The sequence below is a fragment of the Kiloniella sp. genome (genome assembly GCF_048270245.1).
Classification (GTDB): Bacteria; Pseudomonadota; Alphaproteobacteria; order Kiloniellales; family Kiloniellaceae; genus Kiloniella.
Map to the genome: position 1 here is coordinate 1,057,279 of NZ_JBLWTH010000001.1, position 17,187 is coordinate 1,074,465.

Here is a 17,187-nt window from a genome sequence, read left to right on the forward strand (position 1 = left end):
AATTTTCGAGGCTAGATTATTCAATAAGCTCAAAGCTATGAGTGACTTCAGCTGCTTTACCAAGCATGATAGACGCAGAGCAGTATTTATCCGCTGAAAGTTCAACGGCGCGTTCTACCTTTTGCTCATTAAGGCCTTCGCCTTTGACACGAAAGTGCATATGGATTTTTGTAAAAACTTTAGGGTCCGTGTCTGCGCGTTCAGCTTCAACATCAACATCGACATCTTCTACGTTTTCGCGCCCGCGTTTTAATATGTAAACAACATCGTAAGCCGAACAGCCTCCCATTCCCATCAAAAGCATTTCCATGGGGCGAGGTCCCAAATTTCGTCCACCACCTTCGACGGCACCATCCATGACAACGGCGTGCCCAGAGCCACTTTCAGCCATGAAGGCGACGTTCTCGATCCATTTTACGCGTGTTTTCATGTTCATGTTCCTTAAGTGACAAAAAGAATTGGCAAAGTTGCTACTGTTCTTCAATCGACACAAGAAGAAATGTATTGAGATCACGCATTAATGACAAAGGTACAAAATGCTGGAGGGCAGAAAAAATTAACAGAGAGACTTAAGAGAAATAGAGTGAATTCAGTATCTTTAACTTGATTGTGTCGTGCTCAACATCGAAAGGGAGAAACAGTACCGTGTAGGACTGTTGTTGCAGCTCTCTTTTTGCTGCTGATTCCCATCTCATTTGTTTGGTAACTAGGTGTGGTTTTCTGGTGTTATAGACATGGGCCAAACGAGATTTAGCATCTGCAACGGCATTTTCTGGTAATGCTTCTTCTATGGGAGATCGTCTGGCTTTTATGCCAAAGTTTTCCCGGCAGTGATCACCCGTAATAGATACAAAGAAACTGGTTTCTTTCAGGGCATCGAAGAGCATAATATCGGGGAGGGCTTCACGTACAATACCAGGATTGAAATCAGACCAGATAGGCAGTACTTTGTTAGCTTTCAATTCTAACCAATAGCGATAGAGATTGGTTTGAGCGACAGATTTTAAATTCTGTTCGCTCACTTCCAAAACTTTAACTATATCAAACGTTTTTGCCATGGTTATAGTACTGTTCAATACTCTTTTGTTAAGACGCGATCGCGGCAAGGCCACCGTATTTAACATGTTTCATTCTAACATGGGTTAATATCCGGCAAAAATATGGTTATTATCTGTCAAAAGACAATTTTCACATTTCTGAAGGCTTGTAGGGGCTGAAACTGCCGAGGTATTGAATGAAACAGGTGCAGACGATATTTGATATTCGTACAAAAGGGCAAGGCCTTTATGATTTTACCCGCGAAGTTTCTCTTTGGACAGAGCAACAGCATTTTGTTTGTGGGCTCTTAACCCTTTTTATTCGGCATACTTCAGCTTCTTTGACGATTCAAGAGAATGCTGATCCCGATGTACAGTTTGACTTGAATAATTTTTTTCGTCGAGTCGTTGAGGAAGATCCATCCCTTTATCGTCATACTTGCGAGGGGCCAGATGATATGCCTGCCCACATTCGCTCTGCCCTGACTGACGTACAGCTTAGCATTCCTATCGTTCATGGGGCATTGGCGCTGGGCACCTGGCAAGGAATTTATCTTTTTGAGCACCGTGCCATGGCACATGAACGACAGGTTGTTGCTCATCTTATCGGGGAATAACTCATCTTATCGGGGAATAAACTGGGGCCTTTTACCTTATTATAATTTGAGACTATAATTGCAGCACTGACTTATTCTGCTGTGTTCGCCGGGGATGACTATTTGTTTTTAGGGCGGAAGGCTTTGCAGTAGCTGTTGTTCGTTTCTAAAAACGGCCCATCGATAAGATCGATGCAATAGGGAATAGCGGGGAAAACAGCGTCCAGACAGTCTTTAATTGCGGATGGTTTTCCGGGAAGGTTAACCATCAGGGTCTTTCCCCGAATACCTGCGGTTTGGCGCGAGAGAATAGCCGTTGGCACAAATTTCAGGCTTACTTGTCGCATCAATTCGCCAAAACCGGGCATGAGTTTTTCACTCACGGCTTCTGTTGCTTCGGGGGTGACATCTCTGGGGGCTGGGCCTGTACCGCCAGTTGTCACGATCAGGGCACATTTTTGTGTGTCGGCCAGTTCAATTAAGGTCTGTTCGATAAGGTCCTGATTATCCTCTATGATCCGCGTGACAGGTTCCCAGGGGGATGAGAGAATTTGCGATAGTTCCTTGTGTATTGCTGGCCCGCCAAGATCTTCGTATTCACCACGACTGGCGCGATCAGAAACGGTGACAATACCGATCTTCGCAATAACGGATTGGGCATTAGGTGATGACGTTGTGGCGATACTCATAAAGTGCTCCTGAGGGCGTCGTGTTGTAACTCTTTCGAGTGCGTGATTTTTCTGACGATGAGGTCAACGGGATAGCGGAACCGTTCTGATATCTGAATAGTAAATTAAACATGTGGTGTATTTGATGAAGATCAAGGCACTGTTGGCTTGGGCTCAGCATTATCCATGGAATAATTACGAGATTTATTTCAGAGATTTTCCAGATGCATGACAAAAATGCACCCTCCAGTGTGCCGCCTTTTACACCAATGCTGTTTGCCGGGTTTATGATGCGGCCCGTTCCTGCATTCTCTCTCAAGCCGGTTGCCAAGTATGCTCTGGCAAGGATGAAAAAATTATATCCGGAAATTTTCTCTCGTCTGGCTATCTTGGAAAACGTCAACTTTCTTATCAATCCAACAGACCTGCATTGCCGTTTTTATCTATCTGTTAAAGAAAGAGAAACCCATATTGATATTCTGGGCAACGATGCAGAGCCTCCAGAGGCTCAGGCCACAATTTCTGGCTCGATGGTTGATTTGTTGAAGCTGATGGAAGGTCGTGTCGACGGGGATGCTCTCTTTTTTTCAAGAACCTTGAATATCGAGGGAGATACCGAAGCCGTCCTTACCCTTCGGAATGCAGTCGATAGCGCCGATGTCAGGCTTGTCGATGTATTAGGTGGTCCGGTTCCCTTTATAAAACCCGGTTTTACGAAGTTTTTTTCAAAGATGAATTCCTTTGGTGAAAGCCTTGAGAAAGACTTTTGGACTGCGCAACGGTCTATCCTGCTTCCAATTATGCGACATGTAAGTGAAATAGATAAAGAGCTGGACAGGTCCGAGGATCGGATGAGGAAAATCGATAAGGAACTCGTCAGAATCAAAACATCTTTGAAAAAATTACAACAGCCTGCCGGAGGGGTAAGGTAATGGAGCTTGTTTGTCCTGCTGGAACGCCAGCTTCTTTACGTGCAGCTTTGGATGCCGGGGCCGATGTCGTTTATGTCGGCTTTCGGGGTGAGACTAATGCGCGTAATTTTCCGGGCTTGAATTTTAGCCCTGAAGAGCTTGAGGAAGGGTTGAAAAAAGCCCATGACATGGGAAGGCAGGTATATGTTGCGATCAATACCTATCCTCAGGCCGGAAATTTGGAACCATGGTATAGAGCTGTTGATGCCGCTGCCAGAATAGGTGTTGATGCTGTCATTCTTGCAGATGTTGGCTTGTTGGACTATGCCAAAAGGCATCACCCTAATTTACGACGTCATTTGTCTGTTCAGGCCTCGGCATCCAACCCGGAAGCAATTAACTTTTATCGCTCTGCTTTTGATGTTCAGCGTGTTGTTCTTCCCCGTGTTTTAACGGTTCGTGAGATTGCAGAACTGATAACGGAGATTGATGTCGAGACCGAGGTTTTTGCCTTTGGCGGGATGTGTGTCATGGCAGAAGGACGGTGTTCTCTTTCTTCCTATGCTACGGGAAAATCCCCCAACATGAATGGTGTCTGTTCGCCGGCCAGCCATGTTGAATATGAACAACGTCGTGGAAAGCTTGTTTCCCGGCTTGGGGAGTTCACGATCAATTCTTTTCCAAACGAAGAGGCGGCTGGTTATCCCACTTTATGCAAGGGAAGGTTTATCGGACATACGGGCGATCCGTCGTATCTTTTTGAAGAACCGACATCGTTGAATGTCATGATGATGTTGCCTGAACTGATTCAGGCAGGAGTGAAAGCACTGAAAATAGAAGGACGCCAACGGGGAAAGGCTTACGTTCATCAGGTGGTCTCTGGCTATCGACATGCCATTGATGCGGCAATGAAGGGGGAACCGGTTCCATTCATGGATATGGGAAATATTACCGAAGGAACCCGATCTACTGCGGGTGCTTACGAAAAGAATTGGAGATAAGATTAAATGAGTTCACAGGTAATAAGTTCACAAGCGAAACTTACGCTTGGCCCTGTTCTTTATAATTGGCCTGCAGAACAAAGACGGGATTTCTACTTCCAGATTGCAGACGAAGCTCCTGTTGATGTCGTTTATATCGGCGAGGTCACCTGTTCCAAGAGAGCTCCTTTTTTGACTCCTTACATTCCCGAAATTTGTGATCGTCTCGAACAGGCTGGCAAAGAAGTTGTGATCTCAACTCTTTCGCTTGTGATGTCAAAGCGCGAAAGAAAGGAACTACATGAAATTGTTCAGGATAGTCCTTGGATTCTAGAGGCGAATGATCTTTCAGCCATTGGATTGCTTAAGGGGAGGGAACATATTGTTGGCCCTTTTGTGAATGTTTATAACGAAGATACGTTGGGCTATTTTTATCAAAACGGTGCGCGGCGAATTGTTTTGCCGTGTGAGCTATCAGGACAAGCTATCGAACGGCTTTTAGCAACCAATAAAAATAGAGAAATTGAAATTCAGGCGTTTGGTCGAGTGCCCTTGGCCTTGTCTGCACGTTGTTATCATGCAAGGTCGCATGGGTTGAGTAAGGATGGATGTCTGTATGTGTGTGAACAAGATCCCGACGGCATGAATGTGGAGACGTTGGACGGGGAACCATTCCTTGCTGTGAACGGAACACAGACAATGTCGTATACGGTCACCAATTTATTGCCTGAACTTGATGACCTTGCGCAATTGGGGGCAACGCATTTCAGGTTGTGGCCACAAGATCTGGATATGGTGAAAGTGATTCAAACTTTCAGAGAGCGGCTAGATGGAAGTTTAGAGGAAAGGGCTGCACAGGAAATATTATCAGATCTTGTCAATTTTGCTCCGTTTTCTAACGGGTTTTATCATGGGGTAGAAGGAAATCATTTGGTTGAGATGAGAGAGAAAATCTAACGGATTTCAAGTGTGGAAGCTATGGTGTATGATGTTTTCTCATTGAGGAAGATTCTCTCGACATTTTAGCTTCGCAGGTTATCGGCTTGAAATTATACTCGGAACAAGAGCGACAGTTATGGGGCGAGAAAAACCGGGCTCTGTACGAATATTGGTTATCTATTCATCCCGATCAGAATACGCTTCCCGGACGGCAACATCTTGACCCGATGGATATCCCTTTGCTCTTACCAAACATCTGGCTGGTTGATGTTGAGTCGAATCCCATAAGGTTCCGGTTTCGTCTGTTTGGAACAGCGCATTATGCGGCTATGAATCGGGATTGCACAGGGATGTGGATTGACGAAGCCTTTCCGGATTTTACCCGTTCCGGCTTTGACGAAGACTATGTGAATATTGTCGAAACAAAAATGCCCGACTATCGCAAAGGGCCCGCTTCGTATCACATTCCGAACTATAAAACGATTGAACGGATAATGTTACCGCTTGCAGAAAATGGTTCTGATGTGAATATGATTCTTGCCCTAACGGTATATTTTTAATTTCATTTGATTGTCTGCGATTTGTGACTTTTATCGAATACTTTCTGACTTAAAATATTTTGATCACACGTTTTTTTGGGGGAAATAATGACCTCGTCACAGGAACTTTACTTAGAAAAATTAATGTCTGCCTCTGAAGCAGCACAACAAATCAAAGACAATAGTAATCTTATGATTTCCATGGGGGTGTCAATGCCCCCGGCTTTGATGCAGGCGGTTGCGGATCGTGCATTGGGCGGAGATATTACCTGTCTGAAAACCTATTATATGCACGCCAGTTCTCATGCCGGAACAACAATTCTTAACCCTAAAGTGATGTCTGTTATCAAGCCACATTCACTTTTTATGAGCAGTCATGATCGTTTAATTGAAAAACTCGGGCTGGAACAAGGTAAACGCTGGTTGGAATACATTCCCAGTACTTTTCATCAAGTTGGGCGCCTCATGAGTGAAACATTGGGTGCTGATTGTTTTATTGCAACCGTTTCCCCCATGGATCGACACGGGTATTTTAGTCTGGGAACCAACAGTGATTATGGCACCACGGTTGCTCGCAATTGTGGAAAGCTGATTGTCGAGGTTAATGAGGAAATGCCAAGGGTTTTTGGCGAAGCCCTCATTCATATATCAGAAGTTGATGCTATCGTTGAAAATAATGCGCCGCTTCAGGAGGTTTTACCGTCAGCACCGCAACAGGTAGATGAGGTTATTGCCAAACAAATAGTCGAGTTAATTCCTGATGGTGCGACAATCCAAATGGGGGTTGGGGGCGTGCCGAATGCTGTAGCCAGTTATCTGGCTGGGCACAACGATTTGGGCTTGCATAGCGAGTTGTTGTCACCAGGTATTATGGACCTGATAAAAAGCGGCGTTATCAATGGACGACGTAAAACGTTACATCGATTAAAGCACCTCTTCACTTTAGCTTTGGGTAATAAAGAACTTTATGACTTTATGGACGATAATCCATCGCTTGCAGGATACCCTGCATCTTATATTAATGACCCGACTATTATTGCCCAAAACGAGAATATGATTTCGGTTAATTCAGCGTTACAAGTTGATTTAACGGGGCAAATTAATGCCGAGTATCTAAGGGGACGAGAATTTAGTGGTCCGGGTGGACAGCTTGATTTCGTTCGCGGTGCCTATGCGTCTCGTGGTGGGAAATCATTTGTGGCCCTGCACTCAACGGCAAAGGCAGATAGTGTGTCTCGAATTGTATCTCAACTGGATGGCCCGGCAACGGATCCCCGTATGGATACACATCATGTTGTGACAGAATATGGCATGGTTGATTTGAAGGGGTTGTCACTCTCTCAAAGAGCAGAGTCTCTGATCGCGATTGCCCATCCGGATTTTCGCGATGAATTAAGAGAGGCCGCTCAAGAACGCGGGCTGTTGAGTTAATTGTACTGTCACAATAAAGGCATGTTAGAATAATTTGACTGGCTTTGTTGCGGTGCACAATTGATCTGGCTATAGTGCCTTTGATTCGTAAAACGAAGTCTGAGTATGGCTGTGTTTTATCTTAAGCATTACCCAAAGTATTACCCAAAGTATTACAGAGACCAAGATAATGGCTAAACGCACAACAATCCCACAGATTATGCGCCTTAAGGGGCAACGCCCTATTGTGAGTCTGACGGCTTATACGGCTTCATTGGCTAATTTGCTGGACGAGCATGTCGATTTTCTGTTGGTTGGCGATAGCATGGGCATGGTTATCTATGGAATGCCAAATACGTTGGCGGTAACTCTGGATATGATGATCGCGCATGGTGCCGCGGTTGTCCGTGGAAGCAAAAAAGCATGCGTGATTGTGGATATGCCCTTTGGTAGCTACCAAGCATCACCGTCACAGGCTTTTGAAAACGCGGCACGTATAATGTCAGAGACCGGCTGTGCTGGAATTAAACTTGAAGGTGGGCAGGAAATGGCCGAAACTATCGCGTTTCTTGTCGAGCGCGGAGTGCCCGTTTTGGCCCATGTGGGGCTGTTACCACAACATGCCAATCAAGTTGGTGGTTTTCTGACACAGCGGGATGAAGAAAAAATTCTCGCTGATGCCCATGCGGTTACTAAGGCGGGGGCGTTTGCGACGGTTATCGAATGTACCGAACCCGAAATTTCACGCCGGATTAGTGAAGAGATTACAATCCCGACAATCGGAATTGGTGCAGGATCTGATTGTGATGGCCAGATTCTGGTGACCGAAGACATGATTGGCCAAGGTACGGGGTATGTTCCTTCTTTTGTTAAGCGTTATGCGCAGGTCCACGAAGACATCACAAAGGCTGTTCAGAACTATGCCAATGATGTTCGTAACCGGGATTTTCCCAGCAAATAGCCCGTAAATTGTCTGTAAATACTTCGTGATCACTAGATGGTTATCATGGACTAATTGAGTCTAGGATTTCATGAGTGTGGTCTCTGGTAAATGGTTGCTTCTGATCTTTAGTTTGGAGGCTGTAGTCTCCTGACAAAGGGCCTTGTGATGTGCTTGTGTTAAAAAAACGAGTGTTTCCTGAATAGAATATTCCCCTCATAAGTCCTAAAGCTATTCTTGGAAGTAAAATTTCGTTAAACGCATTTATTTAGTGACCCAGAGTGGTCGAATTTTCTTTTATGAACCTTATGGCTCTGACATAAGGGAAACAAGAATAAGGCGCCTGTTTATGGCTGCTTTTTTACAATCGGGATAATAGATGAGGATATTGACGTGAGCGAAAAAAATACAGAGAGCGATGAGCTTCTTGATGGACTGAGAGACGAATTGGTTGAATTCGGTGCTGAAGACCTGATCGTTTTTGGTTTGCGCTATACAGATGACGACGAAATTGATCTGTCTATTTGGGATTCTCTTGGTGACCCAGAGCTTGTTGCCGATCTTTTGGAAGATTATGTGAAAGCTTATCGTCGCGAAAATAAGCCCAAAAAATAACCGACCCAATAAGAACCTAAGTGACAAGTTGATAGCTGAGAAGATAAATATATGAGTGATACTGAAACCAAAGACGATGAGTTTTCTTGGGATACAACTGTTACCTTACGTGGCAGCGAAGTTGTTATACCGCTTAAGGCCTCTGTAATTAAGCAGGAAATTGAAGACCAAATTTCGATCAAAGGATCGCATCGAAAAGCGATTTTGCGGTCAACCGTGAAGAAATTCTCTGCTGGCTTGAAAAAAGGCGCAGAAAATCTTCAAGGGGATGCGTTGCAGGAATTTCAGTGGAATGCCTTTATCCTTTTGATTGATGACATTATTGCCAATCGGCATATGGCAATGCGATCAGATGCATCTTTGGTCGAAGAAGCTATCGCCGATCCCAGGTTACAGGCACCAAAATAATTTGTTTAGATGCCGGCCCTAGAAGCTTTGGATGTGCTTCATACGGTATTAAGTAAAGCAAGAGTGTTGTAAGATGGAAAAGAGATTAACGGCGTCCCATTGGGGGGCATATTATCTTTCTGTTGATCAGGGGAAAATAACGGATGTTGCCCCTCATGAAATGGATCCGGATCCATCTGCAATCGGACAATCATTTGTTGATGGCATACAACACCCCTGTCGGGTGAAACGCCCTGCCATTCGTAAAAGTTACCTAGAAAAGGGGCCCGGTGCGGCAACGGATAAACGTGGCGCGGAACCTTTTATTGAGGTTGAATGGGATACGGCTTTCGATCTGGTCGCGAAAGAGCTGGATCGTGTTCGAACTGATTTTGGCAATCAATCTATCTTTGCAGGGTCATATGGGTGGGCCAGTGCTGGGCGCTTTCACCATGCGCCTAGTCAAATTCATCGTTTCATGAATTCTATTGGTGGTTACACCAAATCTGTGAATACCTACAGCTATGCTGCATCTGAAGTGATTCTGCCTCATGTTGTTGGCTCTATGGCCTGGCTGTTATCGCAACATACATCCTGGCCTGTATTGGAAAAACATTGCCAATTAATGGTGATGTTTGGGGGGGTTGCCCTCAAAAATGGGCAGATAAACGCAGGCGGAGTTGGGCGACATACGGCAAAGGAAGGCCTGCTCGCTTGTAAAAAGGCCGGAACAAAGTTTGTTAACTTTGGTCCGATCCGGGGTGATGTTGATGATGCTTTAGGCGCTGTTCATCATCAATTACTGCCGAATAGTGACGTTGCTGTTATGCTGGCATTGGCATACCAGCTTTATGATGGCGGGCTGCACGATCAAGGTTTCCTGAATAAATACTGCGTAGGGTTTGAGCAGTTTAAGCCATATTTGCTTGGGGAAACTGACGGGCAGCCAAAGGACGCTGTCTGGGCGGAAAAGATTTCTGGTGTTGACGCATCGGTCATCCGTCATCTTGCAAAGGAAATGGCAAGCAAGCGGACGATGATTACGGCCAGTTGGTCCCTTCAACGTGCTGACCACGGTGAACAAACGCATTGGATGACGATTGTTCTGGCGGCAATGCTGGGGCAAATCGGCTTGCCCGGCGGCGGATTTGGCCTTGGCTATGCTGGTGTGAATGGTGTGGGGCATCAATTCAATAACTTTACGTGGGCTTCATTGGATCAAGGTGTCAATAACGTTCGGGACTTTATTCCAGTCGCGCGGATCAGTGATTTACTGTTAAACCCTGGTGGCTGCTTTACCTATAACGGACAGAGCTATACCTACCCAGACACTAAGGTAGTGTACTGGGCAGGGGGCAACCCGTTCCATCACCATCAGGATTTGAACCGTCTGCTGAAGGCATGGCAAAAGCCGGACAGTATCATTGTGCACGAGCAGACGTGGAATGCACTATCCCGTCACGCTGACATCGTTTTGCCCGCAACAATGACAGCCGAGCGCAATGATATTGTTTGTGCAAAGCGCGATGATGATATTTTTGCGGTAAAACAAGTTGTTGAACCAGTTGGTCAGGCCAAAAACGATTACGATATTTTTTGCGGTATCGCACGGTCTATCGGTGTTCTGGATCGCTTCAGCGAAGACCGGGATGAGATGGGCTGGCTCAGGCTGTTTCATGCTAAAAATCGCCAGCGAGCTGCCAGTTTTGGTATTGATATGCCGGATTTTGACAGTTTTTGGGAGGCTGGCGAATATTCATTGCCCGCGGGTAAGGATCTGGTCTTGATGGAAGATTTCCGCAAAGATCCCGAGAGCTATAAGCTCAGAACACCATCTGGGTTGATTGAGATTTATTCCAAGACCGTTGCCTCTTTTGCGTTGGAAAGCTGCAAGGGGCATCCGATGTGGCTGGAACCCAAAGAGTGGTTACGGTCACCATCTGCGCAGCAATACCCTTTGCATCTCATCTCAAACCAACCGGCAACGCGCCTACATAGCCAGCTTGACCATGGGAAAACCAGCCAGCAAAGCAAGGTGTCGGGCCGGGAAGCTATAACGATGCACCCCGATGATGCGCAAGCGAGAAATCTAAAAGTTGGTGATGTGGTTCGGGTTTATAATGATCGTGGCGCTACACTTGCTGGATTGATTATCAGTGCAACGGTGCAGACCGGTGTTGTCCAGTTACCCACAGGGGCTTGGTACGATCCGGTTGAACCCGGGATCATTGGAAGTTTGGATAAAGCCGGGAACCCTAATGTTCTAACCAGAGATGAAGGAACGTCAGAACTAGGGCAGGGGCCAACAGCACATTCAACGTTGGTTGAAGTCGAGAAGTTCGTCGATCCTGTTCCTGATGTTACTGTTTATACCCCCCCTGAAATACTATCTTTGTAGGTAGTAATCTAATTAGGTAGGTGGCATCTAATGGAATGGGAAGGAAGACTTTATTTTGCACCCTTCCTTTTCCTCGACTACAAAATCAAGGACGATAGCTATTACCCCATTTAGAGCCTGCGGTTTTCAGGCTTGCAAATACCCAGCTATCATTCTTTCTTGGGGAATCATTTTTACTAAATGCGGCTGAGGAAACAAGGTGGTATGATCCATTTTGGTAGACGAAGGTTGGTAACGATCTTTGTGCCACATTCGTGCCTCGGCAAGGAATAGCCCCTACCTTTGGAATTCTTTGTTTTGAAAACCGTTGTGTACATCCGCTGGAAAGGCGGACGGCATGTTCCCAACCGCTGTGATAGCCGGCGTTAAACATTTTTGCAGTTCCGGTTCTTAGCTGATGACGCATTTTTTTGTTGAGGCTTTTCAAGCCTAACCAGCCTGTATGTTGGCCTAAAGGTCTTTTCAGAGTAACAAGTGCCCAATCACCAGCAATGCTGGCCAAGCTATCTGGCGATTTCGGGTTGTAGCTATCAGAAATTTCTACACGGGCAATATTTGATGATGCCATGTGCTTGTCGTGTTGATAGGCTGCGCGATAGTGGAGCTCATTTTTGTTCCACCATCTCTTTTCTGTTTTATTGTAGAGACAGTTTGCCTGAGTAAAGAGGTGCCTTTTGCCAATCATGACGCCAGTACAGTGACTTTTCCCCCCAATATTAAGGCGACCTATGGTGCTCCAGGGGTAAGTCTGTGCGTCAACAGTGCCATTGTTATCCGGTTTTCGGTGCAAAGGCATTGTACTTTCTCCTACATATAAGGAGGATGCCTGAGTTCCTGATGGAAGGGTTAGTGTTGATAGAATTACAACGGATACCAACAAAGAGGACATTCCCAAGGCAACAAATTTTGATGCACGGGCGGCAGACTTGAATATAACAGCAAGCAAAATATAAAACTCTTTAACTAGTCTACGAGAGAAGCTGTGCGAAAACGCAACATTGAAAATGAAGGTATCAAGTCGGCGGTTAAAAGGGTGTGACCATTTTGGGATTCTTTTTTTAACCGATTCTTAATAATTTCAATCCTCTATGGGGGCGTAGTTATAAGTAGAAAAAGGTATTTTTTCCTTATGATTACGTGATTTGAGCGTGTCCAAGCGTGGAAGTAGAGAAAAATGTTCACAATGGCTTGCTCTTAATCGTATGAAACGGTATAGATATCTCTGAATTTATTTCTGCTGTGGGTTGCAGCACTCATTAAGGGGTGGACAATGAAAACAAAAAGTTTTCTGTTCGGGGCTGTTGCGGCTGTGATCGCTGCTGCACCGGCAAATGCTGGACCGCTGGACGCAATGTTCGGTGGTTTATTTGATACTGATACTGCTCAAGGGCTTGAAGTAGAAGGCGTTCAGTTTAGTAATGCTTTGTACGACGGGTATCTTGCGCTTTCTGCAGAGCGTGATGACAATTGGGACTTGGTTGACGCCGAGCACTTCAATCACAAAGCGCGTACTGCTGCACGTCGTTCTTCTGTTGTGCCAGATGCGCCAGATGATCGCTGGTTGAGAGATGACCAAAAACCTGAATTTGCTGATGCTCTTTTGCGTATGCGCAAGGCATTTGACCGTGGTGGTCGTGTTGTTGCTCCTCAGCTTGCTGCTAAAGCTCAAGTTAATTATGACTGCTGGATTGAAGCAACTGAAGCTGGACGTTCTGTTCAGTATCAACCTTCAACCCGTGGTGCTGAGTGTAAAGAAGCTTTCGATGCTGCGATGAACGGCCTTGATGCTCTTGCAACTTTCAAGCTTACAGATTTCCAGCCTTATATTTCTCCTGCACCAGCGGCAGACGAGGCTCCGTTGGCTAGCTCATTCCTAGTTTATTTCAACTTTGATAGCACAGTAGCTACAGATGCTGGTCGTCAGTCTTTGGAAGAAGCTCTTTCTGCTGCACAAGGTAACGATGCGTCAACAGTACGTATGGTTGCGCACGCTGACCGTTCTGGTGCTGTTGATTACAACCAGGCACTTTCTCAGCGTCGTCTTTCAGTAGTGATGGAAGCAATGGCGCGTGCAGGTGTTGATGTGGGTCGTATCGTTCCGGATGCTGTTGGTGAGACACAGTCTCTTGTTCCAACCGAAGATGGTGTCCGTGAGCCAGGTAACCGCGTTGTGGAAATTGATCTGGTTCAATAATCTGATCTGATCCTATGAAAATTTGACCTCTTGGTCATTTAAAAGCCCTGCCGAATCGGCGGGGCTTTTTTTGTTAAATAATTGAGACACATAAGGTTGGTAATATTCTGGAAAGGATTCTTTAGCTCTTTGTTAGCTCAAGTATCCTATAAGTTTGTCTGTACGGGTTATTACGTAGTGTTTTCAATCTCGAAAAAAGGTTAAAATAAAATTAACAATTAAAACTCATATATATTGCTGTAGGTTTTTGAAATGAATCACTTGAGTTGAAAATAGTCCATAGTAATATTAATCCAAAGTTTAATGGGCGTCGTACGCCTGCCAAGAATATGTGCCGTACAATATTGTACATACAGGGGCACAAAGACATAGGAACCTTAAGGGGGATTCCAAATGACTGATGATGTAAAACAAAACGGTGGTGAAGCAATGGTTGATACAAATGATGTGAATGTCGTTGGGGAAACTGGGCGTGAGACCCTTGTCGGACAGGCTGCGGGGGCAGTTGATGTTTCGGCACCAGCCGCTGGTGAAACCGTTAATGTCACTCTTGTTAAGGGGCAGACTGCCAATCTGACCTTTGATGCGACTGCTGCAACGCCAATCGTTGAGGGCAATGATTTTGTTCTAACGTTCGATACTAATGGTGATGGGGAAGCAGACAGCCGAATTGTTTTCCAGAACTTGGTCGAAGAATCTCAAGGCGCTGATGCGCCTGTTCTTGTTATTGGTGGTATTGAGCTCTCTGCTGGACTTCTTATCGGTCAGGCACAAGCTCTTGCCGAAGGTGAAACGCTTGAAACAGCAGCCGGTGCGGGTGCTGGCCCAACTGGCGGCGGCGGAAGCACGTATAGTGATGATCTCGGTAGTGCGATTGATCTCCTAAATGCGCAGGGCGTTATTGATCCAACAGAACTTCAGTTTGGTTTACTTAGCAGCTTGGATGAAATTACAGATCCGGCACAGGGAACTTTATTGATCAGCTTCCTGACGACTATTACGGAAGTTGAAGAAGGCCCTGATGGGGGTATTACGGGTTCCTTCGGTGGTGGTTTTGAAGACTGGCTACCTAATCATCATTTAACAGATGGTGATGCTGGTGAAGATAGTAGCCCATTCTTAGGGGATGGTTCGCGGGAAGCCTTTTCAGCGCCGATGCGTATGGTGTTGACCTTTGTTCCGTCTGATAATGAGACACTTGATACCGTTGTTATTAACGAACTGCCAGAAGGTGTGCGCCTGTTTATCGGTGGAAGTGAAGAAGGCGATGAGTATACAGGCGGATTCCCTGTAACGGTTTCTCCTTCTGACTTTGAAGACATCTATGTGCTGCCGCCGCAACATTCTGACGCTGATATCACGATTACAGGTTCAGCAACGATTTCTGATCCAGATTCTGGTGAGAGTGCGACGCTTGGTTACACAACTGTTGCTGTAATTGACGCTGTTGCTGATCTTCCTGACGACCTACGCATCGGTGACGATGGTGGTGAGAACGGTCAACAAACGGCAACACTTAGTGATGTAGTGCGGGCGGTTTCCCCTAGCGGCGGTGTTGTTAATTCTGGTGATGAAGAAGACGTGGTTACGATCCCTGTAACAGTTGAATTTGCTGATTTCGCCGATGATTCAGAAGCGCATGAGCTTGTGGTCGATGGCGTTCCCGAAGGCTGGGATATTCGTCCGATTCCTGGTGCAGAAATCTGGCAAATGGACGGAGATAACGTTTATCAGGTAACGTTCGGTACTGATGGTAAGCCTATACTTACTCTTGTTACGGATACCTCTGATCTTCCTGCTTCTCTTCAACACCAGATTGCCTTGGCTGCTGGTGTGTCTCCTTCTCCAGATGCTTTAAGCACGCTTGAAAATACGATCGGCGACGAAGTCGCAGATGATGGCTATGTTCGCTATTTCATTGATGTCTCAGAAAATGTTGATGACGCGAATGGTGGTAATACAGCAGATACATCCGATGATGGTTCTGGAAGCCTGACCACAAATATTTCGTTTAATCCTAATGATTGGACGAATGATCGTTTACCTGATGGTACGCCACGTGGCGGTGAAGGGGCCGAGGGTGATGAGGGGCCTGCGACAATTACGGTCCATGCTGTTGCAACTGAAACTGTACCGGAAGGTTCTGGTTCAGAATTGACAGACGCTGATGGAACGCTGGTTGACGAAAATAATCAGTCTGTAGCTGGCCCCGTATCTGTTGATATTTCTATTAATGAAGACATTCCAGAGTTCACATCCCCAATTACCTTGACCCACGATGAAACCGCGCGCACGAAAACGGGCGAAGAGGTTACAGGTGTCGATCCTGATTCAAATGATATCCCCGATGTTCCGGCGGCTGTACAGGCGGTTCTGGATGCAAGGTATAAAGTCCTGAAAGGTGATGATAGCGCAGAACTGGGCGATACTGTCGGGCAAGCGCAAAATACCTTTACCTATGATCTCAAGACTGATGGTTCTAATGATGAAACTGATGGCTCTGATGGTTCAACAGATACTGATGCGCCTCTGAATACAAACCCATCTACTCCAGATGATTTGGAAGCCGTAACCTTCAATCTGTCTGGTGACGTCGATAGTCTGTTAACCTCTGGTGGGTCTGTTATTACGCTTCATCAGGATTCTGCTCAGCCACAGGTGGTATGGGGTATTGATGAATCCGGTAATGTTATTTTTGCCGTTCATATCGATGGAACCCTTAATAATGACGGAAACACAGGTAATCTTACCTTTGTTCAATATGGTCCTATTGATCATAATCAGCCGGGTGATGGCGGTGAGGGATCGCATGACGAAAACGCATCTTTCGATCTTCCAATCAAATTAACTGACGATGAAGGTGATAGCGTTACCGCAACAGCGACCGTCAATATCGAAGATGATGGCCCTGTAATCACTAAGTTTGAAACCAATGATGGTGCTGAGATCCGTCTTGACGAATCTGTGGGTGCTGATGCTGGCGATAGCAATGCTGATGATGAAACATCTGCACCAACAGCCGGAGCAATTGGCTTTGCCACGATTGCTGGCGCGAATTTGATCACCTATGAGCATGATGCTGGAACAGATGGCGAGAAATCTTCTGTATTCTCGTTAACTCTTGATAACAGTGCTTCTGGACTGTTTGATACTGCTTCAGGTGAAGCCGTTGTTTTAATACAGAACGGCAATGTCATTACAGGTACTGCTGGTAATGGTGGGGCGGCTGTCTTCACTATTACTGTTGATCCTGCCACAGGCGGGGTGACTGTCGAACAATTCCGTGCGTTGAAACATAGTGATACAGATGATCACGATGAAGCGACTGATCCGTTGGAAATTGCATCTGGTGCTATCAAGCTAACTGTCACGCTAACGGATGGTGACGATGATACAGATAGCGAGTCAGTTGAACTTGGTGGTTTGATCAAGTTTGAGGACGATGGTCCTACGGCGGATCTATCCTCTCAACAAGGTGCCGAGATTCGTCTTGATGAGACAGATAACGATAGTGATGACAATGATGTTGGCGGTCTGCTTGCGAATGTAACGGTTGCCGGTTCTACGTTGTTT

At 45.8% G+C, this 17,187-nt stretch carries 16 protein-coding genes; 12 read left to right on the forward strand and 4 right to left on the reverse strand.

All coding sequences use genetic code 11. The features are described 5' to 3' along the window. Positions 1 to 16: 16 nt before the first annotated feature. Both ACN0W5_RS05005 and ACN0W5_RS05010 read right to left on the reverse strand, forming a co-directional pair. A complete protein-coding gene (locus ACN0W5_RS05005; RefSeq protein ID WP_417453094.1) occupies positions 17 to 430 on the reverse strand; it encodes an OsmC family protein in 414 nt (137 codons plus the stop codon). Positions 431 to 569: 139 nt separating this feature from the next. Further along, positions 570 to 1,058: a PAS domain-containing protein gene (locus ACN0W5_RS05010; protein ID WP_417453095.1), complete on the reverse strand. Its 489-nt coding sequence runs from the start codon at positions 1,056 to 1,058 to the stop codon at positions 570 to 572. A 176-nt stretch (positions 1,059 to 1,234) separates the two neighbouring features. Between ACN0W5_RS05010 and ACN0W5_RS05015 the strand changes: the two genes are divergently transcribed. After that, a complete protein-coding gene (locus ACN0W5_RS05015; RefSeq protein ID WP_417453096.1) occupies positions 1,235 to 1,654 on the forward strand; it encodes a secondary thiamine-phosphate synthase enzyme YjbQ in 420 nt (139 codons plus the stop codon). Positions 1,655 to 1,752: 98 nt separating this feature from the next. Here ACN0W5_RS05015 and mog read toward each other — a convergent pair whose 3' ends face one another. Then, complete coding sequence (gene mog, locus ACN0W5_RS05020) at positions 1,753 to 2,322, reverse strand: molybdopterin adenylyltransferase (protein ID WP_417453097.1); 570 nt, start codon at positions 2,320 to 2,322, stop codon at positions 1,753 to 1,755. Between the two features lie 203 nt (positions 2,323 to 2,525). Between mog and ubiT the strand changes: the two genes are divergently transcribed. The 9 genes from ubiT (at position 2,526) to ACN0W5_RS05065 (ending at position 11,420) form a co-directional block, all read left to right on the forward strand. Beyond that, complete coding sequence (gene ubiT, locus ACN0W5_RS05025; protein ID WP_417453098.1) at positions 2,526 to 3,233, forward strand: ubiquinone anaerobic biosynthesis accessory factor UbiT; 708 nt, start codon at positions 2,526 to 2,528, stop codon at positions 3,231 to 3,233. Next, positions 3,233 to 4,213, forward strand: coding sequence for a ubiquinone anaerobic biosynthesis protein UbiU (gene ubiU, locus ACN0W5_RS05030; protein WP_417453099.1), 981 nt, complete (start codon positions 3,233 to 3,235; stop codon positions 4,211 to 4,213). Before ubiT ends, ubiU begins: the two co-directional genes overlap by 1 nt. A gap of 6 nt (positions 4,214 to 4,219) precedes the next feature. Further along, positions 4,220 to 5,149 carry a ubiquinone anaerobic biosynthesis protein UbiV gene (gene ubiV, locus ACN0W5_RS05035; RefSeq protein WP_417453100.1) on the forward strand — a complete coding sequence of 310 codons (930 nt, stop codon included), beginning with the start codon at positions 4,220 to 4,222 and terminating at the stop codon, positions 5,147 to 5,149. 86 nt (positions 5,150 to 5,235) lie between these two features. After that, on the forward strand, positions 5,236 to 5,691 hold the full coding sequence (locus tag ACN0W5_RS05040) for a PAS domain-containing protein (protein WP_417453101.1): 456 nt from the start codon (positions 5,236 to 5,238) through the stop codon (positions 5,689 to 5,691). Positions 5,692 to 5,778: 87 nt separating this feature from the next. Next, the gene (locus ACN0W5_RS05045) at positions 5,779 to 7,101 is read left to right on the forward strand and encodes an acetyl-CoA hydrolase/transferase family protein (protein WP_417453102.1); all 1,323 of its coding nucleotides are present in this window, start codon (positions 5,779 to 5,781) and stop codon (positions 7,099 to 7,101) included. A 151-nt stretch (positions 7,102 to 7,252) separates the two neighbouring features. Continuing rightward, positions 7,253 to 8,041 carry a 3-methyl-2-oxobutanoate hydroxymethyltransferase gene (panB, locus tag ACN0W5_RS05050; protein ID WP_417453122.1) on the forward strand — a complete coding sequence of 263 codons (789 nt, stop codon included), beginning with the start codon at positions 7,253 to 7,255 and terminating at the stop codon, positions 8,039 to 8,041. A gap of 372 nt (positions 8,042 to 8,413) precedes the next feature. Further along, positions 8,414 to 8,635 (forward strand): hypothetical protein, encoded by a 222-nt coding sequence (locus tag ACN0W5_RS05055; protein ID WP_299373566.1) that lies wholly within the window; start codon positions 8,414 to 8,416, stop codon positions 8,633 to 8,635. A gap of 51 nt (positions 8,636 to 8,686) precedes the next feature. Then, positions 8,687 to 9,043, forward strand: coding sequence for a hypothetical protein (locus tag ACN0W5_RS05060; RefSeq protein WP_299373568.1), 357 nt, complete (start codon positions 8,687 to 8,689; stop codon positions 9,041 to 9,043). 73 nt (positions 9,044 to 9,116) lie between these two features. Further along, positions 9,117 to 11,420: a molybdopterin guanine dinucleotide-containing S/N-oxide reductase gene (locus ACN0W5_RS05065; protein ID WP_417453103.1), complete on the forward strand. Its 2,304-nt coding sequence runs from the start codon at positions 9,117 to 9,119 to the stop codon at positions 11,418 to 11,420. A gap of 85 nt (positions 11,421 to 11,505) precedes the next feature. On the opposite strand, the gene ACN0W5_RS05070 is transcribed toward ACN0W5_RS05065, so the two are convergent. Next, entirely contained in the window at positions 11,506 to 12,366 is an 861-nt protein-coding gene (locus ACN0W5_RS05070; protein WP_417453104.1) for a trypsin-like serine peptidase, read from the reverse strand. A gap of 324 nt (positions 12,367 to 12,690) precedes the next feature. Here ACN0W5_RS05070 and ACN0W5_RS05075 point away from each other — a divergent pair, with 324 nt between their 5' ends. Then, complete coding sequence (locus tag ACN0W5_RS05075; RefSeq protein WP_299373574.1) at positions 12,691 to 13,614, forward strand: OmpA family protein; 924 nt, start codon at positions 12,691 to 12,693, stop codon at positions 13,612 to 13,614. Positions 13,615 to 14,007: 393 nt separating this feature from the next. Further along, a partial coding sequence (locus tag ACN0W5_RS05080; protein WP_417453105.1) for a DUF5801 repeats-in-toxin domain-containing protein occupies positions 14,008 to 17,187 on the forward strand: 3,180 nt, incomplete at its 3' end.

Excerpts from the sequence above, each read along its gene's own strand:
- ubiT (WP_417453098.1), top strand. The coding sequence starts at position 2,526 with ATGCATGACAAAAATGCACCCTCCAGTGTGCCGCCTTTTACACCAATG.
- ACN0W5_RS05015 (WP_417453096.1), top strand. The coding sequence starts at position 1,235 with ATGAAACAGGTGCAGACGATATTTGATATTCGTACAAAAGGGCAAGGC.
- ubiU (WP_417453099.1), top strand. The coding sequence starts at position 3,233 with ATGGAGCTTGTTTGTCCTGCTGGAACGCCAGCTTCTTTACGTGCAGCT.
- ACN0W5_RS05010 (WP_417453095.1), bottom strand. The coding sequence starts at position 1,058 with ATGGCAAAAACGTTTGATATAGTTAAAGTTTTGGAAGTGAGCGAACAG.
- ACN0W5_RS05045 (WP_417453102.1), top strand. The coding sequence starts at position 5,779 with ATGACCTCGTCACAGGAACTTTACTTAGAAAAATTAATGTCTGCCTCT.
- ACN0W5_RS05065 (WP_417453103.1), top strand. The coding sequence starts at position 9,117 with ATGGAAAAGAGATTAACGGCGTCCCATTGGGGGGCATATTATCTTTCT.
- ACN0W5_RS05005 (WP_417453094.1), bottom strand. The coding sequence starts at position 430 with ATGAAAACACGCGTAAAATGGATCGAGAACGTCGCCTTCATGGCTGAA.
- ACN0W5_RS05060 (WP_299373568.1), top strand. The coding sequence starts at position 8,687 with ATGAGTGATACTGAAACCAAAGACGATGAGTTTTCTTGGGATACAACT.
- ubiV (WP_417453100.1), top strand. The coding sequence starts at position 4,220 with ATGAGTTCACAGGTAATAAGTTCACAAGCGAAACTTACGCTTGGCCCT.
- mog (WP_417453097.1), bottom strand. The coding sequence starts at position 2,322 with ATGAGTATCGCCACAACGTCATCACCTAATGCCCAATCCGTTATTGCG.
- ACN0W5_RS05075 (WP_299373574.1), top strand. The coding sequence starts at position 12,691 with ATGAAAACAAAAAGTTTTCTGTTCGGGGCTGTTGCGGCTGTGATCGCT.